Origin of the sequence: Shumkonia mesophila (assembly GCF_026163695.1) — a bacterium.
GTDB lineage: Bacteria > Pseudomonadota > Alphaproteobacteria > Rhodospirillales > Shumkoniaceae > Shumkonia > Shumkonia mesophila.
The window spans coordinates 678,945-696,778 of record NZ_JAOTID010000001.1 but is presented as its reverse complement, the minus strand read 5'-3'; the positions used below and the strand labels follow the sequence as shown (position 1 = coordinate 696,778).

19 protein-coding genes are annotated in these 17,834 nt (G+C 66.2%); 15 read left to right on the top strand and 4 right to left on the bottom strand.

Features of this window, described 5'->3' with window-relative positions; translation table 11 throughout:
- The first annotated feature begins 198 nt into the window (after positions 1-198).
- From ODR01_RS03150 to ODR01_RS03135, 4 genes are all read left to right on the top strand, one after another.
- Positions 199-831, top strand: coding sequence for a peroxiredoxin (locus ODR01_RS03150; RefSeq protein ID WP_316976132.1), 633 nt, complete (start codon positions 199-201; stop codon positions 829-831).
- A gap of 270 nt (positions 832-1,101) precedes the next feature.
- Positions 1,102-2,148, top strand: coding sequence for a sensor histidine kinase (locus ODR01_RS03145; protein ID WP_316976131.1), 1,047 nt, complete (start codon positions 1,102-1,104; stop codon positions 2,146-2,148).
- A gap of 13 nt (positions 2,149-2,161) precedes the next feature.
- Positions 2,162-3,658, top strand: a complete 1,497-nt coding sequence (locus tag ODR01_RS03140) for an ATP-binding response regulator (RefSeq protein WP_316976130.1) — start codon at positions 2,162-2,164, stop codon at positions 3,656-3,658.
- A gap of 187 nt (positions 3,659-3,845) precedes the next feature.
- Positions 3,846-5,675, top strand: a complete 1,830-nt coding sequence (locus tag ODR01_RS03135) for a cyclic nucleotide-binding domain-containing protein (protein ID WP_316976129.1) — start codon at positions 3,846-3,848, stop codon at positions 5,673-5,675.
- A gap of 20 nt (positions 5,676-5,695) precedes the next feature.
- On the opposite strand, the gene ODR01_RS03130 is transcribed toward ODR01_RS03135, so the two are convergent.
- Both ODR01_RS03130 and ODR01_RS03125 read right to left on the bottom strand, forming a co-directional pair.
- Positions 5,696-6,745, bottom strand: coding sequence for a 2-oxoacid:ferredoxin oxidoreductase subunit beta (locus tag ODR01_RS03130; protein WP_316976128.1), 1,050 nt, complete (start codon positions 6,743-6,745; stop codon positions 5,696-5,698).
- Between the two features lies 1 nt (position 6,746).
- Positions 6,747-8,621, bottom strand: a complete 1,875-nt coding sequence (locus ODR01_RS03125) for a 2-oxoacid:acceptor oxidoreductase subunit alpha (protein WP_316976127.1) — start codon at positions 8,619-8,621, stop codon at positions 6,747-6,749.
- A gap of 189 nt (positions 8,622-8,810) precedes the next feature.
- On the opposite strand from ODR01_RS03125, the gene ODR01_RS03120 reads away from it, so the two are divergent.
- The 11 genes from ODR01_RS03120 (at position 8,811) to ODR01_RS03070 (ending at position 16,723) form a co-directional block, all read left to right on the top strand.
- On the top strand, positions 8,811-9,320 hold the full coding sequence (locus ODR01_RS03120) for an SUF system Fe-S cluster assembly regulator (protein ID WP_316976126.1): 510 nt from the start codon (positions 8,811-8,813) through the stop codon (positions 9,318-9,320).
- Positions 9,304-10,758 (top strand): Fe-S cluster assembly protein SufB, encoded by a 1,455-nt coding sequence (sufB, locus tag ODR01_RS03115; protein WP_316976125.1) that lies wholly within the window; start codon positions 9,304-9,306, stop codon positions 10,756-10,758. The genes ODR01_RS03120 and sufB overlap by 17 nt, the downstream gene beginning before the upstream one ends.
- Positions 10,759-10,796: 38 nt before the next feature.
- The gene (gene sufC, locus ODR01_RS03110; protein WP_316976124.1) at positions 10,797-11,543 is read left to right on the top strand and encodes a Fe-S cluster assembly ATPase SufC; all 747 of its coding nucleotides are present in this window, start codon (positions 10,797-10,799) and stop codon (positions 11,541-11,543) included.
- An 11-nt stretch (positions 11,544-11,554) separates the two neighbouring features.
- The gene (gene sufD / locus ODR01_RS03105; RefSeq protein WP_316976123.1) at positions 11,555-12,886 is read left to right on the top strand and encodes a Fe-S cluster assembly protein SufD; all 1,332 of its coding nucleotides are present in this window, start codon (positions 11,555-11,557) and stop codon (positions 12,884-12,886) included.
- Positions 12,883-14,151, top strand: a complete 1,269-nt coding sequence (locus tag ODR01_RS03100) for a cysteine desulfurase (RefSeq protein WP_316976122.1) — start codon at positions 12,883-12,885, stop codon at positions 14,149-14,151. Before sufD ends, ODR01_RS03100 begins: the two co-directional genes overlap by 4 nt.
- Positions 14,148-14,615, top strand: a complete 468-nt coding sequence (sufU, locus tag ODR01_RS03095; protein ID WP_316976121.1) for a Fe-S cluster assembly sulfur transfer protein SufU — start codon at positions 14,148-14,150, stop codon at positions 14,613-14,615. The genes ODR01_RS03100 and sufU overlap by 4 nt, the downstream gene beginning before the upstream one ends.
- A 20-nt stretch (positions 14,616-14,635) precedes the next feature.
- Positions 14,636-15,046, top strand: a complete 411-nt coding sequence (locus ODR01_RS03090) for a DUF59 domain-containing protein (RefSeq protein WP_316976120.1) — start codon at positions 14,636-14,638, stop codon at positions 15,044-15,046.
- A gap of 18 nt (positions 15,047-15,064) precedes the next feature.
- Positions 15,065-15,406, top strand: a complete 342-nt coding sequence (locus ODR01_RS03085) for a HesB/IscA family protein (RefSeq protein ID WP_316976119.1) — start codon at positions 15,065-15,067, stop codon at positions 15,404-15,406.
- 25 nt (positions 15,407-15,431) lie between these two features.
- Complete coding sequence (grxD, locus tag ODR01_RS03080; RefSeq protein ID WP_316976118.1) at positions 15,432-15,770, top strand: Grx4 family monothiol glutaredoxin; 339 nt, start codon at positions 15,432-15,434, stop codon at positions 15,768-15,770.
- A gap of 151 nt (positions 15,771-15,921) precedes the next feature.
- A complete protein-coding gene (locus ODR01_RS03075; RefSeq protein ID WP_316976117.1) occupies positions 15,922-16,389 on the top strand; it encodes an Hsp20 family protein in 468 nt (155 codons plus the stop codon).
- Positions 16,390-16,483: 94 nt separating this feature from the next.
- Complete coding sequence (locus ODR01_RS03070; protein WP_316976116.1) at positions 16,484-16,723, top strand: DUF1150 family protein; 240 nt, start codon at positions 16,484-16,486, stop codon at positions 16,721-16,723.
- A 45-nt stretch (positions 16,724-16,768) separates the two neighbouring features.
- Here ODR01_RS03070 and ptsN read toward each other — a convergent pair whose 3' ends face one another.
- Both ptsN and hpf read right to left on the bottom strand, forming a co-directional pair.
- Positions 16,769-17,233 carry a PTS IIA-like nitrogen regulatory protein PtsN gene (ptsN, locus tag ODR01_RS03065; RefSeq protein WP_316976115.1) on the bottom strand — a complete coding sequence of 155 codons (465 nt, stop codon included), beginning with the start codon at positions 17,231-17,233 and terminating at the stop codon, positions 16,769-16,771.
- A gap of 9 nt (positions 17,234-17,242) precedes the next feature.
- The gene (hpf, locus tag ODR01_RS03060; RefSeq protein ID WP_316976114.1) at positions 17,243-17,824 is read right to left on the bottom strand and encodes a ribosome hibernation-promoting factor, HPF/YfiA family; all 582 of its coding nucleotides are present in this window, start codon (positions 17,822-17,824) and stop codon (positions 17,243-17,245) included.
- Positions 17,825-17,834: the final 10 nt, after the last annotated feature.

Here is a 17,834-nt window from a genome sequence, read left to right as displayed (position 1 = left end):
CGCCGTGGCGTCTACCCGCTCGGGTCGTCGCCGTTGCCGGCCCACCCCACATTTATACAATAAATAATGTTAAATAAAACTATCGTACAAAAATTTTTGATGTTTTTGGCCTTTCCCTCTCGACATCCCCTCGGCCAATTCCCAGATGTGGCGCCCGGGGCAGTCATGGCGACACCCAAGACCGAGGAGGAATTACCCATGGCCATTCGATTGGGCGACATCGCGCCCGACTTCACGGCCGTCACGACCGAGGGCACCATCAAGTTTCACGACTGGATCGGCGACAGCTGGGCGGTGCTGTTCTCCCATCCCAAGGATTTCACGCCCGTCTGCACTACCGAGCTGGGCTCGCTGGCTGGCCTCAAGAAGGAATTCGACAAGCGCAACGTCAAGGTCGTCGGGCTTAGCGTCGATCCCGTCGAATCCCACGAGCGTTGGGCCGCCGACATCAAGGAAACGCAGGGCAACGCGCTCAACTTTCCGGTGATCGCCGACAGCGACCGCCATGTGTCGGACCTTTACGACATGATCCATCCGAACGCCAACGACACCCTGACGGTGCGCTCGGTGTTCGTCATCGGCCCGGACAAGAAGGTCAAGCTGACGCTGACCTACCCGGCCAGCACGGGGCGCAATTTCGCGGAACTGCTGCGGGTCATCGATTCGCTGCAGCTCACCGCCAAGCACAGCGTGGCGACCCCGGCCAATTGGGCGCAGGGCGAAGACGTCATCATCGTGCCCTCGGTGTCGAACGAGGACGCCAAGAAAAAGTTCCCCGGCGGCTGGCGCGAGTTGAAGCCCTATCTGCGGCTGGTTCCGCAACCGCGATAACCCCCTTTGACGGGGAAATGGCGCCGCCGATCGTGGCGGCGCTTTTTTTTGCGCCGCCTGCCGAGCTATCATCCGAGTTCTTTTGTAGGATGTTGACCGCCAAGCCCCAGGCTCCGGAATCCGTCATCCCATTGGAACCGGCGGAACGCTTGCATTCTTGCCTAATGTCGAGCCGGCTTGAATAATGTAGTAATATGATAAGCTATTGGGCCGGGTCTGCGGCGGGCTGATGCCATTCGACACTCGGAGCATCGAGGGGCGGAGCAGGCGATGGAAAGTGAGCTTCTGGCAAAAATCGAACAGGCGCTGCGCAAGAGCGAGGAGCGCTTCCGGCGGGTCGTCGAGTATGCCCCGTACGCCATCCTGATGACCAACGAGGCCGGCCGCATCGACATGGTCAATGCCCAGGCCGAACGCCTGTTCGGCTACGACAGATCCGAATTGTTGGGACAGCAAGTGGAGGTGCTGGTTCCACAGCCATTGCGGGGAGGGCATTCGGCGATGCGGGCCGGCTTCTTCCGGGAGCCCGGGTCGCGGCCGATGGGCGCCGGCCGCGATCTGTTCGGCCTGCGCAAGGACGGCAGCACGTTTCCGGTCGAGATCGGCCTCAATCCCATCGAGACCGAGGAGGGAATGGTGGTGCTGGCGGCCGTCATCGACATTTCGGACCGCAAGCGCGAGGAGGAGCGCATTCGCGACTCGCTCAAAGAAAAGGACCTTTTGCTGGGCGAGATCCATCACCGGGTCAAGAACAACCTTCAGATCATTCACAGCCTGCTCAGCCTGCAAACCGCCGGCGTCCGCGACGAAGTCGCCCTGGGCATGTTGCGCGAAAGCCAGAACCGCGTGCTCTCCATGGCCCTCATCCATCGGACGCTGTACCAGTCGAACGACTTCGCCAAGGTCGACTTCGCCACCTTCCTGGATTCCCTGGTGCCAACCCTGATCGGCTCCTACGGAATCGATTCGAGCCGCTTCACGGTTTCCGTCGATGCCGACGACGCCCGTCTTCCCATCAATGCGGCGGTTCCGTGCGGGCTCATCGTCAACGAACTGATATCCAACACGCTGAAGCACGGTTTCCCGCAAGGCCGCGGCGGCAAAATCGACATCCGGCTGGCGAACGGCGAGGGCGGCGGGGCCGTCCTTTCGGTCAGCGACGACGGCGTCGGCCTGCCGGACGGCCTCGATATAGACAACTCGGCGACGCTCGGCCTTCAACTTGTGACCCTCCTTGCCGACCAGATTGGCGGCAAGCTGACGATCCAGCGCCGCGACCCGACGCGGTTCGAAATTCGTTTCCCGATGGAAACATGAGGAGGACCGCCAGATGCAGTCGACCCAGGTGATGATCGTCGAAGACGAGCGCATCGTGGCGCTGCACCTCAAGCAGCAGCTCGTCCGGCTGGGCTATGCGGTCGACGGAATCGCCGCCAGCGGCGCCCAGGCCCTCTCGACCATCGAGCGGCAGCCCCCGGACGTCGTGCTCATGGACATCCACATCGACGGCGACATGGACGGCATCGATACGGCGGCCCGCATCGACGGCATTCCGGTCATCTATCTGACCGCCTATTCCGAAGACACCACGCTGGAACGGGCCCGCGCCACCAAGCCGTTCGGATATCTGGTCAAGCCGATCTCGGAACGCGAGTTGCACGCCACCATCCAGATGGCCCTCAAGCGTCGCGAGGTCGAGGGGGCCCTGCGCGACAGCCGGGAGCTTCTCAGCTTCGCGCTCGACGCCGCCGAGATGGGGTCGTGGGAACTCGACGGGATGGGCAGGAAAATCAACCGCGACGGCAATGCGCTGCGCATTACCGGCGTGCCATCCGAAGCGGCCTCGACCGCGCTCGCCGATTTCTTGGGCGAGATCTTCCCCGAGGACCGCCAGGCCGTGGCCGAAGAATTCGACCGCCTGATGAGCGAGGGCGCCCCCTGCGAGATTGAGTTCCGCCGTACCCGCACCGACAACGGCATCCGCTGGCTCAGGGCCCACGGCAAGGCCTTCCGGTCGGGCGGCCGCGAGGTCGGGCGGATCATCGGCATCGTCCAGGACATCACCGAGGAGATCGAGCGCGAGCGCCGCCAGCGGATCATGGAACGCCTGGAGACCATCGGCACCCTGGCCGGCGGCATCGCCCACGACGTCAACAACATGCTGGTGCCGATCCTGACCCTGACCGAGCTCGTCAGGGAATCGCTGCCGGAACGAGACCTCGGACGCCGGCAGCTGACGACCGTCTTGGAATCGGGGCTGCGAATCCGCCAGTTGGTCGCCCAGGTCCTGGCGTTCAGCCGCCAGGACGCCTACACGGCCCAGCCGCTCGACCTCCACGACGTGATGCGCGCGGCGCTTGTCATCGCGCGGGCGACCATTCCCGCCTCCGTCACCATCCGCGACCGCCTGGAGCGCGGCATCGGCCCTATCAGCGCGGCCCCGGTGCAGATCGACACCATCCTCATCAATCTGATCGTCAACGCGGCCCAGGCGATCGCCCCGGCCGCCGGAGCCGTCGACGTGACGCTGGAGAAAATCGAGATCGATCCGGCCACGACGAAGGGCCGTGGCGACCTGCCGCCGGGCTCCTATGCGCGGATCGCGGTGGCCGACAACGGATCGGGCATGGACGCGGCGACGCTGGAGAGGATCTTCGAGCCGTTCTTCACCACCAAGCCGCTCGGCAAGGGGACCGGCCTCGGCCTGTCGGTGGTCTTCGGCACCGTCAAGAAGCTGGGCGGCGCCATCGACGTGAAAAGCGAGGTCGGCGTCGGCTCCATCTTCATGATCGATCTGCCGCTGATCGCCGGCCACGGCGTCCACTGACCCGCATCGGGGCGGCTTGCCCGCCTTTCCCCGGTTGTTGCCGATCCGAAACGAGGACGCCCGTCCCGCGCTCGCAAAAGGGCGTCGAGTCGGCGCTGGACCGGCGGCACCGAATTTCGCATAGTGGCGCAAAGTCGCGACGGCTCAACAAGCGACTTAAAACGTCAAGACTCTTGAGGGAAATCCGATGGCCCTGCCGGGATTCAAGGGCACGACGTATGAGGTCCTGACCGGGGACGGCACGCGCTGGATCATCGCCGAGATCTTCCGCGCCGAGACGGAAGCCCGCGGCTTGGCCGACAAGCTGCTGGCCGGCGGCCGACACCCCATGGTGCGGATCACCGCCAGGCGCGACGGCTGGGTCACCGAAAAGGTCATCTTCGAGGCAGCCGCCCCGGTTTCGGCCAAGATCATCAAGCCTTATGCCATCGCCGCGGCGCCCTGCTGCGAAACGCCCGAAGACTGCCTGCGTCACGCGGCGCGCCTGGCAATCGGCCGGCTGGGGCGAGCCTATCTCGACGAGCGCGGCATCACGGCCGCCGAGTTCCTGGTGTCGCCCGGCGACCTGGCGGCGGTGGAGCGGCGGGAGGGCTTTTTCCTCAACGCCGTTCATCTGCTGGCCAAGGCGCAGGCCGGGGCGACGGCAAAATCGGCCGCCGACCGAGCGGAAATCCTGTTCGAGCTGCACGAACAGCTTCGCAAACAAGCCCGCGATGACTCCGGCGCGGGCGAGAAGCTAAGGCTCGCCGTGGCCAAGCGGGGCTTGGCCGCCCTGCCCATCGGGGCGCTGGACGAGGTGCCGACCTTCGCCGTGCTGGCCTGTATGGCCGCCATCCTGGGAGAAGGCGGCGACTGGCGGGGCCGGCTCGTCAAGCTGCTCGATCTCCTGGAGGGTGGCGGCAACGCCGACGCCCTGGCGCTGATCGACCAGCTGATCGCCGAGCTTCTCGACGGCCCGTCGGCGATTTCCGAGGTGATGGGCGGCCTGCGCGAGGGAACCGAGGCCTGCGGCCACCTGACCGCGCTCGCCACCGGCTCCGGCCGGCTGCCTAAATTCGCCAGCGAGGCGGCGCACCGGCTGCACGCCCGCATGGGGCAGGCGGCGCTGCCGGTCACCCAGCGCATTCTGCTGGACCGCGTGGCGCGCGTCCTTGGCAGCGTCAAGCCGCTGACCCAGGAAGGCGGCGAGGCCGAGCGCCAAGCCTTCACGGCGCTGGTGCCGACCCTTCTCGATCCGGCCGGCACGCTGGGCGGCAGCGCCACAGCCGAGGCCCTGACGCTGCGCTCCAAGATGGCGCTCGGCCGCCACGAGGAGCTCTCCATGGGCGAGGCCATCGAGCACCTGCTGGACCTGTTCCCCAATCGGGCGGTGCGCCTGGGCTATCTGCTCGACCTGATGCCGACGCCGACCGGCCAGAAGAACGTCGCCGTCGTCCGCCGCTCGCTGGCCCAGCTGATCGGCCAGCTGAAATCGGTCCGCCACCTGATGCCGGAAGGCACGCCGCCCGAAGCGCTGGCCGCCGTCATCCATGCGCTGCGCGCCCGCCTGGCCATGGAAACGCTGCCGTCGGAGGTCCGCGGCGCGCTGTCCTCGTCGCTCGACCGCATGTTGGGCGTCGGGCCGGCGGCGGAAGGACGCGGTGCGGCGCGGGCCGTCCCGGACGTGGCGGCGTCCAGCGACCTGGAGGCCGGCCAGATCCTGTTCGAGGAAGGCGATGAAGGCCACGCGGCCTATCTGATTTCGGAAGGCCAGGTGGAGATCTACCGGGCGCGCGGCGGCCGCGAAGAGGTGATCGCCACCCTGGGCCGCGGCGAGGTGATCGGCGAGATGTCGCTGATCGACGACCTGCCGCGCGCCGCCTCGGCCCGTACCCGGCCCGGCACCTCGCTGGCGGTCATCTCCCAGGACGATCTGCAAAAACACCTGGCCGCCCTGGAATCCTCCGACCGCCAATTCAAGCTGCTGGTCGACGCCCTGATCCGACGCCTGCGCGGCCAGGCCAAGGGGCCGGTCTAGAACCGGCTCGCCGGCCCGGCTCAGGCGTCGGCAATCCGCCCGCCTTCCTGCACCGTCCAGGTGGCGCCGCGCCGAAGCAGCGCGTTGAGATTGGCCTTCGGCCCGTCGGCGGCCTTGGGGCCGGCCTGGGCCGCCAGGGCATCCTCGTAGCAGGCGCCGGGATTGCAATAGAGGACGCCCAACGCCACCGGGAAGGCCGGCGGCGTCAGGGAGGCCAGCATCATGGCCAGCACCGGACTGGTTTCGTCGTGGACCAGAACGTCGCCCACGCCGACGCCGCCCTCGCCCACCTTCACCACCTCCAGTTCCAGGCTGCCGGGCTTGAGGCGAAGCCCCCTGTCCTGGGCCGCCCCGAACAACAGCGGCTCGCCGTGCTTGACCCTGATCTGGGCGTCGTCGGCCACCTCGCGGTCGGTGAAGTGGGCGAAGACGCCATCGTTGTAGACCAGGCAGTTCTGGAAGATCTCGACGAACGAGGTGCCGCGGTGGGCGTGGGCGCGGCGGAACATCTCCATCAGATGCGGCTGCAGGGTATCGACCGAGCGGGCGACGAAGTGGGCGCCGGCGCCGAGCGCGAAGCGCGCCGCCGAAATCGGATAATCGACGGAACCGCCGGGAGTGGAAGGCGAGCGCGTGCCCGGCCGCGAGGTCGGCGACGCCTGGCCCTTGGTCAGGCCGTAGATCTCGTTGTTGAAGAGCAGGATGTTGAGATCGACGTTGCGCCGGAGCGCGTGCAGCAGATGGTTGCCGCCGATGCTGAGGCCGTCGCCGTCGCCCGAGATGACCCACACATCGAGGTCGCGGTTGGCCAGCTTGATGCCGGTGGCGATCGCCGGCGCCCGGCCGTGGATGGTGTGGAAGCCGTAGGTCGCCATGTAATAGGGAAAGCGCGACGAGCAGCCGATGCCCGACACGAAGACCAGTTTTTCGCGGGGCACGCCCAGTTCGGGCAGGGTGCGCTGCAGGGCCTTCAGGACCCCGTAGTCGCCGCACCCCGGGCACCAGCGGATTTCCTGGTCGGAGGCGAAGTCCTTGTCGGTCAGCTTCTTGGGTGGCGTGGTGACGTTCATGTCAGGCCTCCAGGCGGGCGCGCACCGCCGCCTCGATTTCCGAAATCTTGAAGGGTTGGCCGCTGACCTTGTTCAGGCCCTCGGCGTCGATCAGATAGCGGCTGCGCAACAGGGTGATCAGCTGCCCGGCGTTCATCTCGGGCACCAGGACGTGCTCGAAGCCGGCCAGCAGGTCGCCCAGGTTGGCCGGCAGCGGCCAGATGTAGCGCAGGTGGATGTGCGACACGTCGAGCCCGGCGCCGCGCAGGTTGTCCACCGCGCGCGAAATCGGCCCAAAGGTCGAGCCCCAGCCGACCACCGCCAAGCGGCCGCCGGGGTTGCCGGCTTCCACCGCCTGGGCGGGAATGTCGCGCGCGATGCCGGCGATCTTGCCGATGCGCAGGTCGGTCATCTTCTGATGGTTGGCCGGATCGTACGAGATGTTGCCGGTGTCGAAGTCGCGTTCCAGGCCGCCGATGCGGTGTTCCATGCCGGGAGTTCCCGGCAGCACCCATTCGCGGGCCTGGGTTTCGGGGTCGCGCCGGGTCGGGCGGAAGCCCTCGAGCTCGGTGGCGAAGAAAACCGGCATGCTGGGCAGGGTGTCGACGTCGGGGATGCGCCAGGGCTCGGCGGCGTTGGCGACGAAGCCGTCGGTGAGCAGGATGACCGGCGTCATGTATTTGGTGGCCAGCCGCACCGCCTCGATGGCGACCTCGAAGCAGTCGGACGGCGAGCGCGCGGCGATCACCGCCACCGGGCTGTCGGCGTTGCGCCCGAACACCGCCTGGTGAAGGTCGGATTGCTCGGTCTTGGTCGGCATGCCCGTCGACGGCCCGGCCCGCTGCGAATCGACGACGACCAGCGGCAGCTCGGTGCCGATGGCGAGCCCGATGGCTTCCGTCTTGAGCGCGATGCCCGGCCCCGAACTGGAGGTGACGCCGAGCGCGCCGGCGTAGGAGGCGCCGATCGCCGAACAGACGGCGGCGATCTCGTCCTCGGCCTGGAAGGTGGTCACCCCGTAGTCGCGCAGCGGCGCCAGGGTGTGCAGGATGGAGGAGGCCGGCGTGATGGGATACGAGCTGAATACCATCTTCAGCCCGGCCAGCTGGGCGCCGGCGACCAGACCCCAGGCCAGGGCCTCGCTGCCCGAAACCGTGCGATAGAGGCCGGCATCGAGGGCGGCCGGCCGCACCGTGAAACCGGAAAGGCCGCCCCCCATCTCGGCGGTCTCGCCGAAGGCGTGGCCGGCGTTGAGCGCGGCGATGTTGGCCTCGGCGATCTCGGGCCGTTTGGCGAACTTGCGATTGAGCCAGTCGACGGTGGCCTGGCGGCTGCGGCCGTACATCCAATAGACCAGACCCAGCGCCCACATGTTCTTGCAGCGCAGCATGTCCTTCTGGGACAAACCGAAGCGCGTCAACGCCTCTTCGGTATGGCGCGAGACGTCGATGCCGGTCACCTTGAAGGGGGCGAGCGTGCCATCCTCCAGTGGATTGCCGGCAAAGCCCGCCTTGCGCAGGTTGCGGGCGGTGCAGGTTCCGGTGTCGATGACGATGGTGCCGCCGGCCTTGACGGCGTCGAGATTGACCTTGAGCGCCGCCGGGTTCAGCGCGATCAGCAGGTCCGGCGCATCGCCCGGCGTCATGATGCGGCGCGCCCCGAAATTGATCTGGAAGGCCGACACCCCGAAGGTGGTGCCGACCGGGGCGCGGATTTCCGCCGGGAAATCGGGGAAGGTCGCCAGGTCGTTGCCGACCAGTGCGGTCGACATGGTGAATTGGCTGCCGGTGAGCTGGATGCCGTCACCGGAATCGCCGGCGAAGCGCACCACCACCGATTCCACTTCGCGGCGCGGGGCCGCGATCACTTCCGCCTTGGCGGCGATCGCTGAAACCATGATCGGCATTGTCCCTCTGTCGAGGACTGAACGTCCTGCTTGATGGCCTGCATATAGGTAAGCGGTGCTCCGCCGCCAACCACAGACGGAGCGCCGCTTCGCTTTTCCCCGAAACGGGCTTGAAACGCCAGCCGGCCTGTCCTATTTTGCAATCAGGACTGAATTGGTACTATATTAAGAATCGATGGCATGATCAAACTTAACAAGATGACCGATTACGGCATCGTCGTGATGGTCCGCCTGGCGGTGGCTGGCGAACGCATGCAGACCGCGCCCGAGATCGCGGCGGCCACCGGACTGACGCTGCCGACGGTAGCCAAGCTGCTGAAGACCCTGGTCCAGGGCGGGCTTGCCGTTTCCCAGCGCGGCGCCCAGGGCGGCTACACCCTGGCCCGGGCGCCCGAGCGGATTTCGGTGGTCGAGGCCCTGGAGGTCCTGGACGGCCGCCTGAGCCTGACGGCCTGCGTCGAAGGTGACCACGACAGCTGCGAGCGCGAAAGCCAGTGCCTGATGTCGGGCCGCTGGAACCGGGTCAACGCCGCCATTGTCGACGCTCTGAAGAACCTGACGCTGGCCGACATGATGTCGCCTTTCGACTATTTCATCGACGCTGGAGCGCCGCCGGCCGAAAAGCCGGTCGCCGCCGCGTCGCAAGCCGCATCCCCGACGCGAGGAGAGTCCAATGCCCGCCGTTTCTGATACCGTCGAAACCGTCCGCTCGGTCACCGACCAGAAATACAAGTACGGCTTCGTCACCGATATCGAGACCGACACCGTTCCCAAGGGCCTCAACGAGGACACCGTGCGGTTCATCTCGGCCAAGAAGGGCGAGCCCGAGTGGCTGCTCGAATGGCGCCTCAAGGCGTTCCGCCTGTGGACGACGCTGGAAGACGAGCCGACCTGGGCCAAGATCCATTACCCCAAGATCGACTACCAGGACGCCTATTACTATTCGGCGCCCAAGAAGGACGAACTGAAGAGCCTCGACGAGGTCGACCCCAAGCTGCTCGAGACCTATGCCAAGCTGGGCATCCCGCTCAAGGAGCAGGAGATGCTGGCCGGCGTCGCGGTGGACGCGGTGTTCGACAGCGTGTCGGTGGCCACCACCTTCAAGAAGAAGCTGGGGGAATACGGCATCATCTTCTGCTCGATGTCCGAAGCGGTGCGCGAGCATCCCGAGCTGGTGAAGAAGTACCTGGGCAGCGTGGTGCCCTATTCCGACAACTTCTTCGCCACGCTGAATTCGGCGGTGTTCACCGACGGCTCGTTCGTCTACGTGCCCAAGGGCGTGCGCTGCCCGATGGAGCTGTCCACCTATTTCCGCATCAACGCGGCGCAGACCGGGCAGTTCGAGCGCACCCTCATCGTCGCCGACGAGGGCGCCTACGTCAGCTATCTGGAAGGCTGCACGGCGCCGATGCGCGACGAGAACCAGCTCCATGCCGCGGTGGTCGAACTGGTCGCCCACGACGACGCCCAGATCAAGTACTCCACCGTGCAGAACTGGTACCCGGGCGACGAGGAAGGCAAGGGTGGCATCTACAACTTCGTCACCAAGCGGGGCGCCTGCCGCGGCCGCAATTCGAAGATCTCGTGGACCCAGGTGGAAACCGGCTCGGCCATCACCTGGAAGTATCCGAGCTGCATCCTGCAGGGCGACAACTCGGTGGGCGAGTTCTATTCGATCGCCATCACCAACCACCGCCAGCAGGCCGACACCGGCACCAAGATGATCCACATCGGCAAGAACACGCGCAGCACCATCGTGTCCAAGGGTATCTCGGCCGGCAAGGCCGATCAGACCTATCGCGGCCTGGTGCGCATCCAGCCCAAGGCCGAAAACGCGCGCAACCATACCCAGTGCGACAGCTTGCTGATCGGCGACACCTGCGGCGCCCACACGGTGCCCTACATCGAATCCAAGAACCGCTCGGCGCGCGTCGAGCACGAGGCGACGACGTCCAGGATCAGCGCCGATCAGCTGTTCTATTGCCGGCAACGCGGCCTGACGCCCGAGGAAGCGGTGTCGCTTATCGTCAACGGCTTCTGCCGCGAGGTGCTCCAGGTCCTGCCGATGGAGTTCGCCGTCGAGGCGCAGAAGCTGGTCGGAATCAGCCTGGAAGGCAGCGTCGGCTGACCGCCGGGCCCGGAATTTTGGAAAGGACGGATAGAAAAATGCTCGAAATCAAGAACCTGCACGCCTCGATCGAGGACAAGCAGATCCTCAAGGGCGTCAACCTTTCGGTCAAGGCCGGCGAGGTGCACGCCATCATGGGCCCGAACGGCTCGGGCAAGAGCACGCTTTCCTACGTGCTGGCTGGGCACGAGGGCTACGAGGTCACCGGCGGCGGCGTCACGCTGAACGGCAAGGACCTGCTGGAGCTGGCCGCCGAGGAGCGGGCCGGCGAGGGCCTGTTCCTTGCCTTCCAGTACCCGGTGGAGATCCCCGGCGTCGATAACGTCACCTTCCTCAAGACCGCCTATAACGCGGTGCGCAAGTACCGTGGGCTACCGCCGGTCGACGCCATGCAGTTCCTCAAGCTGTTGCGCGATAAGCAGACCAAGCTCGGCATGGGCGACGAGATGATCCGCCGCGCCGTCAACGTCGGCTTTTCGGGCGGTGAGAAGAAGCGCAACGAGATCCTGCAGATGGCGGTGCTCGATCCCAAGCTGGCCATCCTGGACGAGACCGACTCGGGGCTCGACATCGACGCGCTGCGCGTCGTCGCCGAGGGCATCAACGCGCTGCGCGGCCCCGACCGGGCGATCGTGCTGATCACCCACTACCAGCGCCTGCTCGATTACGTGCAGCCCGACTTCGTCCACGTCATGGCGGCCGGCAAGATCGTGCGCTCGGGCGGCAAGGAACTGGCGCTTGAACTGGAACGCGAAGGCTACGCCGCCATCGCCAACGCCGCCTGAGGGGAACGTCCATGAGCCATGTCAGGAGCATCCCGTTCGCCTACGCCGAGGGCGCCAGGCCGGCCCTGCCGGGCGGCGCGCCATGGCTGGCGGCGCTGCGCGCAGACGCGCTCGCCCGCTTCGCCGAAAGCGGCCTGCCGTCGACGCGCGTCGAACAGTGGAAGTACACCAACCTCAAGAGCCTGGCCGACAGCCCCCTGCGGCCGGCCGCCGAGGCCGACGCCAAGGCAACCGTGGCCGGCGAGCTGCTGCCGGTCATCGACGGCGCCTACCGGGTGGTCTTCGTCAATGGCCGCCATCGTCCGGACCTGTCGGATTCGAGCGCGCTGCCGGCCGGCGTCGCGCTTTCGACCGTGGCCCGCACCATGGAAGGCGATTCGGAGGCCCTTAAGGGCCGGCTGGGGGCGGTGGCCGCTCCCGACGGGCGCGTGCTGGTCAACCTCAACACCGCGTTCCTGGCCGACGGCGCCGTGCTCAGCGTGGCGCCAGGAACCCAGGTCGAGCAACCGCTCCATCTGGTGTTCGTCGCCACCGCCGGAACGGAAGGCGCGCTGGCCCATCATCCGCGCAACCTGATCGTCATCGGCGAGGGCAGCCGCGCCACGTTGGTGGAAAGCCACATCGCGACGGCCGACGGCATCGCCTACTGGTCGAACCCGGTCGGCGAGATCGCCATCGAAGCCAACGCGTGGCTCGATCACGTCAAGGTGCAGGCCGATTCGCGGGCGGCGACCCATCTGTCGTTCTCGAAGGCCCGGGTGGCGGCCGGCGGCCGCTACGACAGCTTCGTCATGACCGTCGGCGCCGCCCTCTCGCGCAACGAGATCGAGGTGGTGCTCGACGGCGAGGGCGCCCTTTGCCACCTCAACGGCGCCTATCTGGTCAACGGCCGCCAGCACGCCGACACCACCACCTTCATCACCCACGCCAAGCCCAACTGCACCAGCAGCGAGATCTACAAGGGTGTGCTCGACGGCAAGGCCCGGGGCGTCTTCCAGGGCAAGATCCTGGTCGCCAAGGATGCGCAAAAGACCAACGGCCATCAGCTGAGCCGCGCCGTCCTTCTGTCCGACGGCGCCGAGGTCAGCACCAAGCCGGAGCTGGAAATCTACGCCGACGACGTGAAATGCAGCCACGGCGCCACCACCGGCGAACTCGACGAGGACTCGCTGTTCTACCTGAGGGCGCGCGGCATCCCGGTGGCCGAGGCCCGGCGGCTGTTGATCCGCGCCTTCGTCAGGGAGCAGATCGACGAGGTTCCCGTCGACGCCGTGCGCGAACATCTCGACGGTCTGATGAGCGGCTGGCTGGACCAGGCCGCCCAGGAAGGAAGCTTGGCATGAACACCTTTGCCCCCCTCGCCGCGGCACGGCCGTCGTCCGTTTTCGTGCCGGCCTTCGATGCCGAGGCGGCGCGCCGGGACTTTCCCATCCTGGCCACCCCGGTGATCCACGGCCGCGCCTTCCTGGACAGCGCCGCCAGCGCCCAGAAGCCGATGCAGGTGATCGACGCGGTCAGGCGCTGCTACGAGGCGGAGTACGCCAACATCCATCGCGGCGTCTACGAGCTGAGCGCGCTGGCCACCAAGAATTTCGAGGTGGCGCGCGACAAGGTGAGGACCTTCCTCAACGCCCGCGAAAGCAGCGAGATCATCTTCGTGCGCGGCGGCACCGAGGGGGTCAACTTGGTCGCCTACGCCTACGGCGACAAGTTCATCGGTGAGGGCGACGAAATCATCCTCACCTACCTCGAGCACCACTCCAACATCGTGCCGTGGCAGCTGCTGGCCGAACGCGTGGGGGCCAAGATCCGCCCCGTGCCCATCGACGATGCCGGCGAGCTGATCATGGAGGAGTACGAGCGGCTGTTGGGCCCGCGCACCAAGCTGGTGGCGGTGACCCACGCCTCCAACGCGCTGGGCACCCTGCCGCCGGTCAAGCAGATGATCGAGATGGCCCACGCCCAGGGGGCGGTGGTGCTGATCGACGGAGCTCAGGGGGCGCCGCACTTGAAGGTCGACGTCCAGGATCTGGATTGCGACTTCTACGTCTTTTCCGGCCACAAGGTGTACGGGCCTTCCGGCATCGGCGTGCTGTACGGCAAGAAGGCGCACCTGCTGGCCATGCCGCCGTGGCAGGGCGGCGGCGACATGATCGAGACGGTCAGCTTCGAGAAGACCACCTTCGCGCCGCCCCCCAACAAGTTCGAGGCCGGCACGCCCCACATCTCGGGCGCCACCGGGCTGGCCGCCGCCATCGATTACGTGACCGGGCTCGGCCTGGAAAACATCGCCGCCCACGAGCACAGCCTGCTTGAGGAGGCGACGGCACGCATGCGCCAGATCCCCGGCGTGCGCATCTATGGCGAGGCCAAGAACAAGGCGGCCATCCTGTCGTTCATGATCGACGGCGCCCATCCGCACGACGTCGGCACCATTTTCGACCACCACGGCGTCGCCGTCAGGGCCGGCCACCATTGCGCCCAGCCGGTGATGGAACGCTACGGCATTCCCGGCACGGTCAGGGCCTCGTTCGCGCTTTATAACACGCGCCACGACGTCAACCTGCTGATCGAGGCGGTCGACAAGGTCAAGGAGATCTTCAAGTGAGTTCGGAACTCAGAGAACTATACCAGGAGGTCATCCTGGATCATGGGAGGACGCCCCGCAATTTCGGCGCCCCGAGCGGCGCCAACCACCACGCCAACGGCCACAACCCGCTGTGCGGCGATCGCGTGACCGTGCACCTCAAGCTCAAGGACGACAAGGTCGAGGACGTCGGTTTCGAGGGCAGCGGCTGCGCCATCTCGATGGCTTCGACCTCGCTGATGACGGAAGTGCTGAAGGGCAAGACGGTGGCCGAGGCCCATGCGCTGTTCCACCGCTTCCACGACCTCTTGACCGGTTCCCACGACAGCGAGGGCGATGCCGCCGTCGACGCCGACGACTTCGAGCGGCTGATGGTGCTGGCCGGGGTGCGCGAGTATCCCATGCGCGTCAAGTGCGCGACGCTGGGCTGGCACACCATGGAGGCGGCAATCGGCAACGAGGCCGACAAAGTGAGCACCGAGTGAGCCAAGGATCGGAGAACGCCATGACGGATTCTTTCGTGTTCGACAAGGGCGAGACCTCGCAGGTGGAAGGCGCCCCGGCGGCGGCCGAGGCAGCCCCAGCCCTGTCGATGTCGGGCGATCGCGAGGGGCTGGAGGGGCGCATCGTCTCGGCCCTGCGCACCGTCTACGACCCGGAAATTCCGGTGGATATTTACGAGCTCGGTCTTATCTATCGCATCGACATCGACGAGACCGGCAAGCACGCCACCATCCGCATGACCCTGACCGCGCCGGGATGCCCGGTGGCTGGCGAGATGCCGAGACACGTCGAACATTCCGTGCGCGGCATGGTTCCCGAATTGGAGAGCGTGGCCGTCGAGTTGGTCTGGGACCCGCCGTGGGACAAGGACATGATGTCGGAAGCGGCCCGCCTCGAACTGGGATTTTTCTGAACGGAGAACGAGTTGACGATGACTGAACGACCCCAATTGCTGACGCTGACGGACGCCGCCATCGAGCGCGTCCGCCATCTGGTGAACCGCGACGACGCTTCGGGACAGGCACTGCGCATCGGCGTCAAGGCGCAGGGATGCTCGGGCATGTCCTACCACGTCGAGTTCGCCGCCGCCCCCGGGCCGGCCGACGAGGTGGTCGAGGCCGGCGGTGTGACCGTCTACGTCGATCCCAAGGCAACCCTCTATCTGCTGGGCAGCCGAATGGATTACGTCGAGGACAAGCTGAAGTCGGGCTTCGTCTTCAGCAACCCCAACGAAAAGGCCCGCTGCGGCTGCGGCGAGTCCTTCCACGTCTGAGCCCGGCGCCAAGGAGACCACGATCATGACAGAGACCCCCGTCACCGAGCGCATCCGCCGGGAGATCACCGAGAACGACGTCGCCCTTTTCATGAAGGGCACGCCGGCAGTCCCGCAATGCGGTTTTTCCGCCCATGTCGCCCAGGGGCTGCAGGTCCTGGGCGTGCCCTTCAAGGGCATCGACGTCCTGGCCGACCCCGAGCTGCGCGAAGGCATCAAGTCGTTCAGCCAATGGCCGACGCTGCCGCAGCTTTTCATCAAGGGTGAGTTCGTCGGCGGCGCCGACATCTTTCGCGAGATGGTCGAATCGGGCGAGCTGGTGACCCTGATGAAGGAAAAGGGCGTTTCGCTCCGGCGCGGCTAACCGGCGGGGCCGTTACCCCCTATTGACTTGCAGCCGATCCCGACCGAAATAATACGCGGTTGCCGGCGGTGCCTTATGGCCGCCGGCGGGGCGCCTCGACGAGGGCCCGCAAAAACCGGACTCGCTCGTACCTGGAGGAGGACGACCTATTATGGCCCGTGTATCCGTATTCGACAGCCCGCTGCTGCTGGGGTTCGATCATTTCGAGCGCATCCTCGATCGCGTCGCCAAGACGTCGCACGACGGATATCCGCCCTATAACATCGAACAGACCGGCGAGAACGCCCTGCGCATCACGCTCGCGGTGGCTGGATTCTCGATGGACACGCTCAACGTCACCATTGAGGACAACCAGTTGATTATCCGTGGCCGCGGGAATGACGAGGATGCCGGGCGGGTCTACTTGCATCGGGGAATCGCTTCCCGGCAATTCCAGCGCAGCTTCGTGTTGGCCGAGGGCATCGAGGTCAAGGGCGCCTCGCTCGACAACGGGCTGCTCCACATCGACCTGGAACGCCAGCTGCCGGAAGCGAAAGCGCGCACCGTGCCGATCGACGCCGGAGGGTCGAAGAAAGCCGTCGGCAAGCGCAAGACCATCGAGATGGACACCGAGGTCTGACGCTGTCCCGGCCGAAACCCGCTTCGAGCCTTCGCCTTCCAATTCGCAACCCCTCGGCGTGCCGGACCATCCAGGCGCCGCGAAGGAGATTGCCATGCACGACAAGACAAGCAACAACTCATCCGGCGCGCCGCTGTCGCGGGACCTGACTCTCGCCGACTTCGCCACCCTCGGTGTCGAGGACGTCGCTTACGTCAAGCCGGTGGTCGTCAACGGCGCCCACGCCTATGCCATCCATGCCGCCAACGGCCAGCACTTGGCCGTGGTGCCCAACCGTGACCTCGCACTGGCCACCGTGCGCCAGAACGAGCTGGAGCCGGTCAGCGTTCATTAGAGCGATTTACGATCGCACGGAATCGCTTGGCTGGAAGGCGCCGCCTCAGGCGGCGTGCGACGTCGCCGACTCGGTGAGGATGGCGTAGAGGGCCTCGGCGCTGTCGGTGCCGCGCAGCTTCTCGCAGCCGCTCTTGTCGCGCAGCAGGCGCGACACCCGGGCCAGGGCCTTGAGGTGGTCGGCGCCGGCAGATTCGGGCGCCAGAAGCAGGAAGATCAGGTCGACCGGCTGCTCGTCGATGGCATCGAAGTCGATGGGCTTGTCCATCTTGGCGAACAGGCCGTACAGGCGGTCGAGATTGGGCAACTTGCCGTGCGGAATGGCGATGCCGTTGCCCACCCCGGTGGTCCCCAGCCGCTCGCGCTCCAGCAGGACGTCGAAAATGGCCCGCTCGTGCATGCCCGAAACGCCGGCGGCACGTTTGGCCAGTTCCTGCAGCGCCTGTTTTTTGCTGGTGGCATGCAGATGTGGGATCACGCTCTCGGTCGTGATCAGATCGGAAATCTCCATCACCGCCCCTTAACCTTCGCGCGTTCCCCGGGGATCGATCCAGCCGACGTTGCCGTCGGGCCGCCGATACACCACGTTGAGACCGCCGTGGGCCCGGTTGCGGAACATCACCACCGGGGAGTCCGCGAGGTCCATGCGCATCACCGCCTCGCTGACCGTGATGGTGTCGATCTCGGCCGCCATTTCGGCGATGACCACCGGCTGGCCGTCGGCGGGAATCTCCTCGTCCTCGCCTTCTGCCGCCAGGACGTACTGCGCAGCCTGGATGGTTTCATCCTCGGCCCCGCCCACGCCCTTGTGGTGGTCGTTCAGGCGGCGCTTGTAGCGCCGCAGCTGCTTGGCGATGCGGTCCAACGCGTTGTCGAAAGCGGCATGGATTTCGTCCGCCGCGGCACCGCCCTGCATCACCAGTCCCCGTCCGGCGTGGACGGTGATCTCGGCCCGGTTGAGGTGCGCTTCCCGCGAAAAGATGACGGTCGCGTGAAGGGCGCGGTCGAAATACTTCTTCACGTCGGAGGTGAGGTTCTTCACGACGTATTCGCGAAGCGCGTCGCCGACGTTAAGATTCTTGCCTTTGACTGAAATTTCCATGAGGAAAGCT

What these genes read in the sequence shown, in the direction of transcription:
- ODR01_RS03150 (WP_316976132.1), top strand. Translation starts at nt 199, where the DNA reads ATGGCCATTCGATTGGGCGACATCGCGCCCGACTTCACGGCCGTCACG.
- ODR01_RS03145 (WP_316976131.1), top strand. Translation starts at nt 1,102, where the DNA reads ATGGAAAGTGAGCTTCTGGCAAAAATCGAACAGGCGCTGCGCAAGAGC.
- ODR01_RS03140 (WP_316976130.1), top strand. Translation starts at nt 2,162, where the DNA reads ATGCAGTCGACCCAGGTGATGATCGTCGAAGACGAGCGCATCGTGGCG.
- ODR01_RS03135 (WP_316976129.1), top strand. Translation starts at nt 3,846, where the DNA reads ATGGCCCTGCCGGGATTCAAGGGCACGACGTATGAGGTCCTGACCGGG.
- ODR01_RS03130 (WP_316976128.1), bottom strand. Translation starts at nt 6,745, where the DNA reads ATGAACGTCACCACGCCACCCAAGAAGCTGACCGACAAGGACTTCGCC.
- ODR01_RS03125 (WP_316976127.1), bottom strand. Translation starts at nt 8,621, where the DNA reads ATGGTTTCAGCGATCGCCGCCAAGGCGGAAGTGATCGCGGCCCCGCGC.
- ODR01_RS03120 (WP_316976126.1), top strand. Translation starts at nt 8,811, where the DNA reads ATGATCAAACTTAACAAGATGACCGATTACGGCATCGTCGTGATGGTC.
- sufB (WP_316976125.1), top strand. Translation starts at nt 9,304, where the DNA reads ATGCCCGCCGTTTCTGATACCGTCGAAACCGTCCGCTCGGTCACCGAC.
- sufC (WP_316976124.1), top strand. Translation starts at nt 10,797, where the DNA reads ATGCTCGAAATCAAGAACCTGCACGCCTCGATCGAGGACAAGCAGATC.
- sufD (WP_316976123.1), top strand. Translation starts at nt 11,555, where the DNA reads ATGAGCCATGTCAGGAGCATCCCGTTCGCCTACGCCGAGGGCGCCAGG.
- ODR01_RS03100 (WP_316976122.1), top strand. Translation starts at nt 12,883, where the DNA reads ATGAACACCTTTGCCCCCCTCGCCGCGGCACGGCCGTCGTCCGTTTTC.
- ODR01_RS03090 (WP_316976120.1), top strand. Translation starts at nt 14,636, where the DNA reads ATGACGGATTCTTTCGTGTTCGACAAGGGCGAGACCTCGCAGGTGGAA.
- ODR01_RS03085 (WP_316976119.1), top strand. Translation starts at nt 15,065, where the DNA reads ATGACTGAACGACCCCAATTGCTGACGCTGACGGACGCCGCCATCGAG.
- grxD (WP_316976118.1), top strand. Translation starts at nt 15,432, where the DNA reads ATGACAGAGACCCCCGTCACCGAGCGCATCCGCCGGGAGATCACCGAG.
- ODR01_RS03075 (WP_316976117.1), top strand. Translation starts at nt 15,922, where the DNA reads ATGGCCCGTGTATCCGTATTCGACAGCCCGCTGCTGCTGGGGTTCGAT.
- ODR01_RS03070 (WP_316976116.1), top strand. Translation starts at nt 16,484, where the DNA reads ATGCACGACAAGACAAGCAACAACTCATCCGGCGCGCCGCTGTCGCGG.
- ptsN (WP_316976115.1), bottom strand. Translation starts at nt 17,233, where the DNA reads ATGGAGATTTCCGATCTGATCACGACCGAGAGCGTGATCCCACATCTG.
- hpf (WP_316976114.1), bottom strand. Translation starts at nt 17,824, where the DNA reads ATGGAAATTTCAGTCAAAGGCAAGAATCTTAACGTCGGCGACGCGCTT.